Annotated in this window: 9 protein-coding genes; 7 read left to right on the plus strand and 2 right to left on the minus strand. The window is 52.8% G+C overall.

What is annotated here, in order from left to right; translation table 11 throughout:
- Window position 1 precedes the first annotated feature (1 nt).
- The 6 genes from odhB to ABK821_RS21360 all read left to right on the plus strand — a co-directional run bounded on the left by odhB (window position 2) and on the right by ABK821_RS21360 (window position 7,829).
- Complete coding sequence (gene odhB / locus ABK821_RS21335; RefSeq protein ID WP_142503283.1) at window positions 2-1,159, plus strand: 2-oxoglutarate dehydrogenase complex dihydrolipoyllysine-residue succinyltransferase; 1,158 nt, start codon at window positions 2-4, stop codon at window positions 1,157-1,159.
- A gap of 11 nt (window positions 1,160-1,170) precedes the next feature.
- A complete protein-coding gene (lpdA, locus tag ABK821_RS21340; RefSeq protein ID WP_343178764.1) occupies window positions 1,171-2,589 on the plus strand; it encodes a dihydrolipoyl dehydrogenase in 1,419 nt (472 codons plus the stop codon).
- A gap of 14 nt (window positions 2,590-2,603) precedes the next feature.
- Entirely contained in the window at window positions 2,604-3,773 is a 1,170-nt protein-coding gene (gene sucC, locus ABK821_RS21345; protein WP_142503282.1) for an ADP-forming succinate--CoA ligase subunit beta, read from the plus strand.
- A gap of 10 nt (window positions 3,774-3,783) precedes the next feature.
- On the plus strand, window positions 3,784-4,656 hold the full coding sequence (sucD, locus tag ABK821_RS21350) for a succinate--CoA ligase subunit alpha (RefSeq protein WP_138360848.1): 873 nt from the start codon (window positions 3,784-3,786) through the stop codon (window positions 4,654-4,656).
- 588 nt (window positions 4,657-5,244) lie between these two features.
- Window positions 5,245-6,744 carry a DASS family sodium-coupled anion symporter gene (locus ABK821_RS21355; protein WP_343178765.1) on the plus strand — a complete coding sequence of 500 codons (1,500 nt, stop codon included), beginning with the start codon at window positions 5,245-5,247 and terminating at the stop codon, window positions 6,742-6,744.
- An 11-nt stretch (window positions 6,745-6,755) separates the two neighbouring features.
- Window positions 6,756-7,829, plus strand: a complete 1,074-nt coding sequence (locus ABK821_RS21360; RefSeq protein ID WP_308560841.1) for an Ldh family oxidoreductase — start codon at window positions 6,756-6,758, stop codon at window positions 7,827-7,829.
- On the opposite strand, the gene ABK821_RS21365 is transcribed toward ABK821_RS21360, so the two are convergent.
- Together ABK821_RS21365 and ABK821_RS21370 are read right to left on the minus strand one after the other, a co-directional pair.
- Window positions 7,818-9,176: a sigma-54-dependent transcriptional regulator gene (locus tag ABK821_RS21365; RefSeq protein ID WP_374043486.1), complete on the minus strand. Its 1,359-nt coding sequence runs from the start codon at window positions 9,174-9,176 to the stop codon at window positions 7,818-7,820. The genes ABK821_RS21360 and ABK821_RS21365 overlap by 12 nt on opposite strands.
- Window positions 9,163-10,992 (minus strand): ATP-binding protein, encoded by a 1,830-nt coding sequence (locus ABK821_RS21370; RefSeq protein ID WP_138360846.1) that lies wholly within the window; start codon window positions 10,990-10,992, stop codon window positions 9,163-9,165. Before ABK821_RS21370 ends, ABK821_RS21365 begins: the two co-directional genes overlap by 14 nt.
- 332 nt (window positions 10,993-11,324) lie before the next feature.
- On the opposite strand from ABK821_RS21370, the gene aphA reads away from it, so the two are divergent.
- Complete coding sequence (gene aphA, locus ABK821_RS21375; protein WP_308560727.1) at window positions 11,325-12,038, plus strand: acid phosphatase AphA; 714 nt, start codon at window positions 11,325-11,327, stop codon at window positions 12,036-12,038.
- Window positions 12,039-12,204: the final 166 nt, after the last annotated feature.

Raw genomic sequence — 12,204 nt, forward strand, 5'->3', positions numbered from 1 at the left:
AATGATGGAAATTACAGTCCCTCAGCTTCCCGAGTCCGTGGCGGAAGGTACCTTGACGACCTGGTGCAAGAAGGAAGGTGATTGGGTGAAACGTGATGAGGTTGTGGCGGAGCTGGAAACCGATAAGGTGATCCTCGAAATTCCCGCACCGCAGGATGGCATCCTGACGCATATTCTGGTTGACGAAGGCTGTACGGTGACCTCGACTCAACTGCTGGCCCATCTGGAGCCGCAGGCTGCCGCCGTTGTGGAAGCCGCTTCCGCGCCAGTCGAAGCGGCAGTGATGCCGTCGGCGAGGCTGGAAGCGCAACGTAGCGAGGTGGCGCTCGCCGATGTGTCGGGAAGCGGCCGTCAGGGGCGGATCCTGAAAGAAGATGTGTTGCGATTTGTTCCCGCTTCAGCGCCGGAGCCCGTCCGGACGCCAGAAACCGTGCGTCCGGCCCCTGCACTATCTGGCTCCAGGGAAGAGCGTCGCGAGCCGATGTCGCGCCTGCGTACACGCATTGCCGAACGTCTGCTGGCATCGCAGCGGGATAACGCGATTCTCACCACCTTCAATGAAGTGAATATGCAGCAGGTCATGGAGCTGCGCGCTCGCTGGAAGGAGCGCTTTGCGGAAAAACACGGCGTGAAGCTTGGTTTTATGTCGTTCTTTGTTAAGGCGGTGACGCGCGCGCTGGAACGCTTCCCAATCGTCAATGCCAGCGTTGATGGTCACGATATTATCTGGCGCGATTATTGCGATATTGGCATTGCGGTGAGCAGTAATCGCGGGTTGGTGGTGCCGGTACTCCGCAACGCGCAAAATCTCTCTTTGGCCGATATTGAACGGCAAATCGCAGAATATGCCACTCAGGCCCGCGCCGGGAAGCTGCCGCTTGAGGCGCTTCAGGGCGGTACTTTCTCGATCACCAACGGCGGTACGTTCGGTTCGATGATGTCAACGCCAATTATCAATCCACCGCAATCAGCCATTCTCGGTATGCACGCCATTACGCCACGCCCGGTGGCGGAGAACGGCCAGGTGGTGGTTCGCCCGATGATGTATCTTGCGCTGAGCTATGACCATCGCATTATCGATGGCCAGGAGGCAGTGCAGACGCTGGTGACGATCCGCGAGCTGCTGGAAGCGCCGGAACAACTGCTGCTTGATCTGTAAGGAGAGCGTTGATGAATACGATTTTTGACGTAGCGGTGATGGGGGGCGGTCCCGGAGGCTATGTGGCGGCCTTGCGGGCGGCGCAACGCGGGCTGTCGGTGATTTGTATCGATGATGGCGTTAACGAGCAGGGCGAACCCTCACCGGGCGGCACCTGCCTGAACGTTGGCTGTATACCGTCGAAGTCGCTGCTGCAATCATCCGAACTGTATGCACAGATTCAGCATGAAGCGAGCGTCCATGGGGTTAAGGTCGAGAGCGTCGCCTTTGATGTCGCCGCCATGATCCGACGTAAGGACGCCATCGTACATCGCCTGACTCAGGGGATTCGCCTGCTGTTTGATAAAAACAAAGTCACCTATCTTTCCGGGCTGGCGACGCTGTGCGGGCAACAAGAGGGTCTGTGGCAATTGGCGGTCAATGAGCAACGGATTGGCGCCCGGAATGTGGTGATCGCCACCGGCTCGCAGCCACGGCAACTGCCTGGCGCCATCGTGGACAATGTGCAGATTCTTGATAACCGCGGCGCCCTGGCGTTAGGCGAATGCCCGGCACGTCTGGGAGTGATTGGCGCCGGGGTGATAGGTCTGGAACTGGGGTCTGTCTGGAACCGGTTGGGCGCGCAGGTCACGTTGTGGGAAATGGCGGAAACCTTCCTGCCCGCGCTGGAGCCGCGACTGGCTGGCGAGGTCCGTAAAGCGATGACCGCCAGCGGCATGGAGATGCAGTTCGGTGTGGCGATTGACGCTGTTGAACCACAGGAGAATGCGGTCGTCATTCGCTGGCGGCAGGGCGATGAGGTACAGGAAACCCGCGTCGACAAGCTGATTGTCGCGATTGGCCGGGAGCCGCGCTTGTCCGGCGTCGATCTGACCGCGTTGGGTCTGACGTCTGATGGCCGGGGAGGCATTGAGGTGGATGCGCTATGCCGGACGGGTCAGACCGGCCTGTGGGCAATCGGCGATGTGGTACGCGGGCCAATGCTGGCGCACAAAGCGATGGCGGAAGGGGTGGTTGTCGCCGATCAGATTGCAGGGTTACCGGTGGAGCCCGTTAATTTCGCGCTGATCCCGTCCGTTATCTATACCCAGCCGGAAGTGGCGTGGATTGGCAACAGCGAAACCGCGCTTAAAGCAACGGGGATTCCCTTTACAAAAGGCCATTCGCTGTTTGTCGGCAACGGACGGGCGCTGGCCCTGGGGCAGGAGGGGGGCCGCTGCGTATTGTATGCGGATAAGCACACCGATCGCCTGCTGGGCGGGGCAATCGTCGGTCCACAGTCCTCTGAATTAATTAATGAAATTGCGTTAGCGATGGCGTTCAGCGCGGCGGGTGAGGATATTGCCTGCGCGGTACATGCCCATCCGACGCTCAGTGAAGTGATACACGAAGCCGCGATGGCGCTGAATAAACAGGCGCTGCATGGATAACGTTGAGGGACATTATGAATTTACATGAGTATCAGGCCAAATCCTTACTGGCCGGCATGGGAATGCCGTGCCCGCAAGAAGTGGCAATCCACGATAAAGCGCAATTGCCGGAGGCGTGGCGGGAGATTGCCAGCGAAAGCAAAGGTGCGGTACTGAAGGCGCAGGTCCATGCGGGAGGCCGCGGCAAAGCAGGTGGTGTGAAGGCGTTGACGCAGTACGCACAGGCGGAAACGTTTGTTGAGCAGATGCTGGGATCGCAACTGGTGACTTACCAGACCGGACCGGAAGGCCAGTATGTGAGTCATATCCTCGTGTGCGAGAACATCTATCCGGTACGCCAGGAATTGTACTTCGGCATGGTGATTGATCGGGAAAGCCAGCGCGTGACGTTTATCGTCAGCCCGGAAGGCGGCGTGGAGATTGAGAAAGTCGCCCACGAGACGCCGGAGAAGATAGGTAAAGTGAGTGTCGATCCGCTCACCGGTGTTCAGCCCTGCCATATCCGTGAGCTGTTTGCGGTGCTGCAGCTCGATCATGCCCTCTTCCCGGCTTTCAGTAGTCTGGTGAATCAGGCATGGAGAGCCTTTAACGAACTGGATTTCTCGTTGCTGGAGATCAACCCGCTGGTTTTGCGCGAAAGCGGCGATTTTATGTGCGCCGACGCTAAAGTGACTCTGGATGACAACGCGCTGTATCGTCACCCGGAATTACAAGCGCTGCGCGATGAAACTCAGGAGGATGAGCGGGAAAACCAGGCGGCCAGACTCGATCTTAACTACGTCTCGCTGGATGGCAATATTGGTTGCATGGTCAATGGCGCGGGCCTGGCGATGGCGACGATGGATATTATCAAACTCTACGGTGCGCAACCCGCTAACTTTCTCGACGTTGGCGGCGGCGCGACCCAGGCGCGCGTGAGCGAGGCCTTCCGCCTGATTGTCTCCGACAACAAAGTACGGGCGATTTTGATCAATATTTTCGGCGGGATTGTCCGCTGCGACATGATCGCTCGCGCCATCATATGTGCGCTGCAGGAAGAAGAGATCGCGCTGCCAGTGGTGGTGCGCTTGTCAGGTAACCGTGCGGCTGAAGGACAGCGTCTGCTGAGCGAGAGCGGCCTGGCGGTGGAAGCTGTTGATTCTCTGGATGATGCCGCGAAGCGCATTATCGCATTGCTAAATTAAGGAGGTTAGCGTGAGCGTTTTGATAGATAAGCACACCAGGGTTCTGGTCCAGGGGATCACCGGTAAAAATGGCTCGTTTCATACCGAGCAGGCGATCGCCTATGGTACGCAAATCGTCGGCGGCGTGACGCCGGGTAAAGGCGGGCAGCAGCATCTGGGGTGCCCGGTGTTTAATTCCATGAAGGAGGCGATGCGCCAGACAGACGCAGATGCCAGCGTGATTTATGTTCCCGCTCCGTTTGTCCTTGACTCTGTCGTGGAAGCCGTTGAGGCTGGCGTGAAGCTGATTGTGGTGATCACCGAAGGTGTGCCGACGTTAGATATGGTTAAAGTGCGCCGCCTGCTGGATTGCCATCCCGAGGTCCGGTTAATTGGGCCTAACTGCCCCGGTATTATTACCCCGGAAGCCTGTAAGATTGGCATTATGCCGGGCGATATTCATCGTGCGGGGCGCATCGGCATTATTTCCCGTTCCGGGACGTTGACCTATGAAGCCGTCGCGCAGACCACCGCGTTGGGGCTGGGACAATCGACCTGTATTGGTATCGGCGGCGATCCGGTACCAGGGACGAATTTTATTGACGCATTACGTTTATTTGCCGACGATCCGCAAACGGATGCGGTCATTATGATCGGGGAAATAGGCGGCAATGCCGAAGAACGTGCCGCAGAATTTATTCGTTACGAAATGAATAAACCCGTTATTGGTTATATTGCTGGCGTGACTGCGCCGAAAGGAAAACGTATGGGGCATGCCGGGGCGATTATTTCCGGGAGCAGCGGCAGCGCGGAAGATAAATTCCGTGCCTTCGATAAGGCAGGAATGACGTGGACGCGAAACCCGGCAAAAATTGGCGAGACGCTGTGGAACGCGATTAAGTAATCAATATTAAGGGGAGCGATGGCTCCCCTTAGAGCCTATCCCATTAGGGCTATTTTGCTTGTCATTTTGAACCTGGGCAGTGCTCAGAATCCTCACGTACTACGTGTACGCTCCGGTTCTTCCGCGCTGGCCGTGTTTAAACTGTCTGCGCCAATAACGCCTGGTGGGATAGGCTCTTAATCGTGTTGATGAAAAGTAGAGCGTATTTTCCCCGAACGTTATTAGCCAAAATTTATCTGGCGTAACGATTATTCCTGACCATGTTATCCTGCCTTTACCGTCTCTGACCGCCTGTCCTCGATGCATATCTGTTTTTTCACTAAAATCACCTGCAAAGATATTTCCGCTGGTAAATGAAAATGCATAACATTTTCAATGTGTTGTGCAGCGAGTTAATATTAAACCAATGACGCTTTAGCAGGTGTGCGGTTTTATATTCACTTTTTTACCACTGTGCGGTAAACCGCGCATTATCGAAGGCCAGTTTTTAAATAAATCAATAAACAACAACGAGTTATATTTTAAAGATAGTTGGCATAGCAACTGCAATACCGGAGCAGGTCTTTTATCCTTCACAGTGAGGTGAATATGTCTTCAGTCTCTAATGACGCTCCGCACAAGCGTCAAATTATTCCTAACCCCGGTTTATGGTTGGCTATTATTGCCGGTCTGATTATTACTTTTTTGCCATTGGGTGATGCATTACCGGTCGCCGGTCAACATATGATCGCCATTCTGGTCTTTGCGATTATCGTGTGGATCAGCGAAGCGATGGATTATACGGCAAGCGCGATCGTTATTTCCGCGCTGATTATTTTTATGGTGGGATTTGCGCCGGATATTCATCATCCGGAAAATATGTTAGGCACCTCGAAAGCGCTTAAACTGGCGCTATCCGGTTTTTCTAATTCCGCTCTGGCGCTGGTTGCCGCGGCAATGTTTATCGCCGCGGCGATGACCATCACTGGACTGGATAAACGAATTGCGCTGTTTACGATGTCGAAAATTGGCGCCAGCAGCCGCAGCATTATTATTGGCGCAATTGCCGTCACCATCGTGCTGAGCCTTGTGGTGCCGAGTGCCACCGCGCGTACCGCCTGCGTGGTGCCGATCATGATGGGGGTTATCGCAGCGTTTAAGGTTGATAAACAATCCCGCCTCGCGGCCTCAATGATGATTGTGATTGCACAGGCGACCAGCATCTGGAATATCGGCATCCAGACCTCCGCCGCGCAAAACCTCCTCGCTATCGGTTTTATCAATAAAACCTTCGGTGCGGATAATACGATTAGCTGGCTTAACTGGCTGATGGCTGGCGCGCCCTGGAGCCTGATGATGTCGGTGATCCTCTATTTCCTCGCCCGGAAATTGTTGCCGCCGGAAACGGAAAGTGTTGAAGGGGGCAGTGAAGCCATTAAAAAGGCGCTGGCGGAGCTGGGACAGACAACGGGCAAAGAAAAACGCCTGATCGCGATTTCTCTGCTGTTGCTGGTGTTCTGGGCAACGGGCGGAAAACTGCACAGCATCGATACCACCTCGGTGACGTTGGCCGGGCTTGCTGTGATGTTGCTCCCTGGCATCGGCGTGATGAAGTGGAAAGAGGTTGAGAAGCGGGTACAGTGGGGAACTTTGCTGATGTTTGGTATTGGTATCAGCCTGGGCTCAACTCTGCTTGATACCCAGGCTGCTTCCTGGATGGCCAACTATGTGGTGCAGGGCTTTGGTCTTGACGCGCTACCGCCGCTGGCAATCTTTGCTATTCTCGCCGCCTTCCTGATTTTGATCCATCTCGGATTCGCCAGCGCCACGGCGCTGACCGCCGCGCTACTGCCGATTTTGATTAGTCTGCTCAGTAGCCTGCCGCCTGAGCTGGGCGTAAATCCTATCGGAATGACCATCATGTTGGCTTTTAGCATGAGTTTCGGCTTCATCCTGCCAATTAACGCGCCGCAAAATATGGTGTGTCTGGGAACGGATACATTCACACCGCGCCAGTTTACCCGCGTGGGGATTTGGCTCACCGTAATTGGCTACCTATTGCTGCTGCTGTTTGCCTCCACCTGGTGGAAGCTATTGGGCCTGATGTGAGGAAGCATATGATGTCATTACAAATCGCAATAGAGAAGGTGCGCTGGTTAGTCGCCGGTCTTCTGGAGTTAAATGGTTGTGATGCCGATATCGCCCAGGATGTGGCTGAACATATGATTGAGGCTGAGCGTTATGGTTTTACCAGCCACGGCGTCACGTTACTGCCGAAGTATCTTGATAACATCGCCAGAGGCGATGTGACCGTTAACGCCCGACCGAAATGTACGGCGAATGAAGGTAACTTGCTGCGTTTCGATGGCTGCAATGGTTTCGGGCAATATGCCGGGAAGATTGCGTTAACGGCGGCGATAGAGCGGGCGCGGCAGCAGGGATTTTGTCTGCTTACCTTGTGCCATGCACACCATCTGGGACGTCTCGGACACTACGGACAGATGGCGGCGGATAAGGGGCTGGCTATGCTGGCGATGAGCAACGTGACCGGTCGACCCGCGCTCGTCGCCCCCTGGGGAGGGGCCGAAGCGCGTATGACCACGAATCCGTTCTGTTTTTCCTGGCCGTTTAAAGATGGACGTCCGGCAATTCTGGTGGATTTCGCCACCAGTAGCATGGCGTTAAATAAAGCGCGCGTCTTGTCAGCGCAGGGCAAGACGGTCAAACCGGGACAACTGATTGACGCACAAGGCCATCCCAGTCTTGATCCTGGTGTACTGTTTACGTCGCCCGCGGGGGCGCTGCTGCCGTTTGGCGAACATAAAGGTTTCGGCCTGGCGCTGGCGATCGAGATGATGGCGGGGATCCTCTCCGGCGGCGAAACAATCGCTGAAGATCATCGTCCGGATGGATCGGCGCATAACCATCTGTTTGCTCTGCTGATCGATCCGGATAAATTCTCGGTTCTGGCGGACGAGAAAGGGCAGTTCTTTGCCGATTATCTGCTGGCGACGCGTCCGCAGCCGGATGGAAAAGGCGTAATCTATCCCGGAATGCCGGAAGCGGCCATCCGGGAACGTAATGACAAAACCGTTCCCATTCCGGCGACATTCTGGTCCTGGGTGGTGGAACATTATGCTGAAAAAGGGATCGATCTTCATTTACACGCTCAGCCTGCCGCGCTAGCTGGTTGATTCCGTAAAGCGGAAGACTTGTGGGTGAATATGGTGCTTATTCAGTTTGTCGTATAACGTCTTGCGCGGCAGTTGTAATAGCCGCGCAGTTAAACTGACCTGCCCCCCTGTTTGCCGCAGCATATCTTCAATCAGCTTTTTCTCGAATGCGTCGATACAGGCGGTCAGACCGCGCTCTTCCTGCTGTGTCATAGGCACGGTCTGATGTTGGGCCAGCAGCCCCAGAACAAAGCGCTCGGCGGTGTGTTTCAGTTCCCGCACGTTGCCGGACCAGCTCTGTGATTGCAGCCAGGCGAGCAACATGGGAGAGATATCCGGCAGGGGACGGTTATATTTTTGCGCCGCCTGGCTGGCAAACCAGTAAAAAAGCTCGGGAATATCTTCCCGCCGCTGCCGCAGCGGCGGGATGTTCAGGCTGACGACGTTCAGGCGGTAATAGAGATCTGAACGAAAATGATTTTCTTCACTCCGGCGCAGCAGATCTTCTTTGGTCGCCGCAATAACACGGCAGTTCACCGGGATTAACTGATTGGCTCCCAGACGCTCAATAGTACGCTCTTGTAATACGCGCAGCAGTTTGGCCTGCATGCCCAGCGGCATCCCTTCTATTTCATCGAGGAACAATGTGCCGCCGCTGGCGTGTTCTATTTTTCCGATGCGTTTTTTGACTGCTCCGGTAAATGCGCCGGCTTCATGACCGAAAATTTCGCTTTCGAACAGGGTTTCCGGCAGCCCGGCGCAGTTCAGTGCGACGAAGGGGCCGCCGCTGCGTGTGCTCCAGTGGTGAAGCATACGCGCGACAACCTCTTTACCACTGCCGGTTTCGCCGTAAATCAGCACGTCCACGTCGGTGTCGGCCACGTTCATTATCGTCTTGCGCAGTTGCTGCATTGCCGCGCTGCGGCCAATCAATAGCGGACCTCTTTCTTGCTGTAACTGCGCGAGAAGCTGATGATTGTCTACCACCAGACGGCGTTTTTCCGCGGCTCTGGCGATAATATCGAGTAATTTCTCACTGCTGCACGGCTTTTCAATAAAGTCCCACGCGCCGTTGCGCATGGCCTCCACGGCCATCTCGACATCACCATGTCCGGTAATTAAGATAACCGGAATTTCGGCATCTATTTCAATAACATGTTGAAGTAAATCCAGACCGGATAAGCCGGGGAGCCGCACGTCGGTCAGGACGATGATATTTGTTCGGCGGCGGATTTCCGCCAGGCTTTGTTCGGCATTTGAAAAGGAAATAACGTGATAGCCTGATAACATTAGCGTTTGTTCACAGGCAAAACGAACATCGTCACTGTCTTCAATATAAATAATGGACACATCATTATTTATTTTCATTGTCGCTTCCTCGCCATTCTGGCCATGAGAGCGTAATAATCGCGCCGCCTTCCGGGTGATTATCGGCTCGAATTATTCCATTAGAATTCCTGATAATTTCGCTGACGATCGCCAGACCTAACCCAATACCTCTGCGTTTGGTTGTGAAAAAAGGTTCGAATACGCGATCGATCGCCTGGGAAGAGAAACCCGGACCGGTGTCTTTTAACGTGACGATGACCCGGTGTTCCAGACAATATATCGCGATATCCAGGCGTTTATTCTGCTGCTGCTCCATTGCATCAAGGGCGTTAGAAATCAGATTGCTGAATATTTGCTCTAACCCCAATTCATCGCAGCCGACGAAAAGCGGTATTGAAGGCGCTTTGATACGCCGCTCGACATGATTTTTTTCCATACTGTGATTCAGCAGAGCGACGGCGCTGTACATCACTTTGATGACATCGGCGGATCCCTTCGGTACCCGGTGACGAGAGGCGAACGTTTTCAATTCCGACATCAGTTGCGTCATGCGTTCGATGACGGAAATGGTGTATTTAAGGTTTTGATCAACCTGCGAATACATCCCTTTAGCCAGCATTATACGCGCATTGTCAGTCAGCGAATGGATGGCTGCCAGCGGTTGATTTTGCTCATGAGCGATTTCGGTAGCCATTTGCCCCAACGCTGCCAGTTTACTGGATTCCGCCAGTTTGCTACGAGTGAGTTGCAGCACCTGCTCAGCCTGATTGCGTTCTTTCATTTCCCGAATCAGTTTTTGGTTAATTGATTCCAGTTCCTGAGTTCGTTCCTTAACCTGCTTTTCCAGTATTTCATTTGCCTGTGCGAGCAACTGCTGGTTTTTCAGACGCATCCGCCAGTATTTAATAAATATCAGCACCAGCAGGTATGTGGCGATGGTGATCGCCAGAGTCACGCCAAACGTCCAGTAGGCATTTTCTAACGGCACGATGATCATCATATTCCAGTTAAATTCCGGGATAGCGATCTGTTGAGTGTAAAATACCGGGAAAATGCATGATTGATGCGCCTCATTTTTTAAAAAAACAAAGCCCCCTAATGTAAAGCAGGGGTAGTAATCTGCGGGCGCCAGATTGTTGATGCTGTACTGACGGGTAGATTGTAGTTTTTTCATAATATTTATCGGTAGCGGCTGCAAAGATTTCAGTCGCCAGTGTGGCTGTGAGCTGAGAAATATAATACTGTGCTCATCGGTTACGATAATATTTTCTGGCCCCTCTGACCAGATATTCTCAATTTCATTAAGGCTAATTTTAACGACAATGACGCCAATAATTTCGCCATTTTGTTTGATGCTGGTGGAGAGAAAGAAACCAGGCCTGTTGGTCGTATTGCCGATGCCGTAAAATTTCCCGTTTAGCCCGGCCATCGCCTGTTTATAGTAGGGGCGATAGCTGTAATTATGACCGACATAGCTGCCTGCTTCCTGCCAGTTGCTGGACGCGATGGCTTTACCCTGTGCGTCCAGGATAAAAATAGCGGCGGTTTTCAAATGACGGTTAAGGTATTCAATTTTTTTATTTAACGAGTTTTTTTGTATATCGTTACTGTCTGCTATTGATTGTATTATGTCTTTATCAATAGATAACATATAAGGCAGGATGTAATATTGTTCGATAGTGGAGTTTAGTGTTGATTTATACATTTCAAGGCGCATTCTGTCCGTGCCTGATAATGTGATAAATCTTTCGTGCAGGAATAGTGTGGAAATAGCCAATAATACCAAAAATAAAATAACGCTGGCCGTTCGGTATGGCCATTTGCTGTCGGTGTTATTTGTATATGATATTATCATTTGACATCCATGCGACTATGTAAAAATTTAGTATATTATCATCGTCTGGATCGCGAGAAGGAGAACGATACAATACTGTGAATACGGATACAGAATGATGACCGGGGTGTGTGGTTTATCACACAATATAATTAGTTCAAGAAATATTACAAAATGTAAACATGCGCGCTGAGAAGATTAATAAGCCAGTTATAACAATGTGATCATGATTGTTTCCTCTGATAGTTTTGCAAAAGATGTTTATGCGGCACGACGCACGGTGTATGGTGCATAATGCGTTTAATCTGTTGCGCTATTAGCGATAATAATTAACTGATGATTTAAGGATAAATATGCGTAAGATCACCCTTGCCTTTGGCGCCGTCTGCTTACTGTTTACGCTAAATAGCGCCGTTGTTGCTCGTGCCTCCACACCGCAACCGCTGTGGGTGGGCACAAATATGGCGAAACTCGCCGAACAGGCGCCCATCCACTGGGTCTCCGTCGCCCAGATCGAGAATAGCCTGTTGGGGCGCCAGCCGATGGCCGTCGGCTTTGATATTGACGATACCGTCCTGTTTTCCAGCCCGGGCTTCTGGCGCGGGCAAAACACCTTTTCTCCTGGCAGCGATGATTACCTGAAAAACCCGGAATTCTGGGAAAAAATGAATAACGGCTGGGATGAATTCAGTATGCCGAAAGAGGTGGCCCGGCAGTTGATCGCCATGCATGTCAAACGTGGCGACAGCATCTATTTTGTCACCGGCCGCACGCAGACCAAAACAGAAACGGTGTCAAAAACGTTACAGAATGATTTCCACATCCCGGCGGCGAATATGAACCCGGTTATTTTTGCCGGTGATAAACCGGGTCAGAATACCAAAACGCAGTGGTTGCAGGAGAAAAGAATTAAAGTTTTCTATGGTGATTCAGATAACGATATTTCTGCTGCCCGGGAGGTAGGGGCGCGCGGGATCCGTATTATGCGCGCCTCAAACTCTTCTTATAAGCCTCTGCCAATGGCGGGCTCTCAGGGAGAAGAGGTGATCGTGAATTCAGAATATTAAGCGGTCGTCATGCATTGCTAAAACGGCAGTCACTACGCTGTAATGCTTGTCAGTTAAGGGCTGTCAGTTGCGTTTATGGCTGGCTGAGCGGTTCCGTTAATCGGTGGTTCTGGCGAGCATGACGCATTTTTCGTTTTCACCCATTCAGATTCCGTGGTCTGTTCCG

It is taken from the genome of Klebsiella sp. KE9456, from assembly GCF_043832615.1.
Taxonomy (GTDB): Bacteria; Pseudomonadota; Gammaproteobacteria; order Enterobacterales; family Enterobacteriaceae; genus Klebsiella; species Klebsiella indica.

Coding starts and splice junctions, on each gene's coding strand:
- ABK821_RS21355 (WP_343178765.1), top strand. CDS start 5,245: ATGTCTTCAGTCTCTAATGACGCTCCGCACAAGCGTCAAATTATTCCT.
- ABK821_RS21365 (WP_374043486.1), bottom strand. CDS start 9,176: ATGAAAATAAATAATGATGTGTCCATTATTTATATTGAAGACAGTGAC.
- ABK821_RS21370 (WP_138360846.1), bottom strand. CDS start 10,992: ATGATAATATCATATACAAATAACACCGACAGCAAATGGCCATACCGA.
- aphA (WP_308560727.1), top strand. CDS start 11,325: ATGCGTAAGATCACCCTTGCCTTTGGCGCCGTCTGCTTACTGTTTACG.
- sucC (WP_142503282.1), top strand. CDS start 2,604: ATGAATTTACATGAGTATCAGGCCAAATCCTTACTGGCCGGCATGGGA.
- odhB (WP_142503283.1), top strand. CDS start 2: ATGATGGAAATTACAGTCCCTCAGCTTCCCGAGTCCGTGGCGGAAGGT.
- lpdA (WP_343178764.1), top strand. CDS start 1,171: ATGAATACGATTTTTGACGTAGCGGTGATGGGGGGCGGTCCCGGAGGC.
- ABK821_RS21360 (WP_308560841.1), top strand. CDS start 6,756: ATGTCATTACAAATCGCAATAGAGAAGGTGCGCTGGTTAGTCGCCGGT.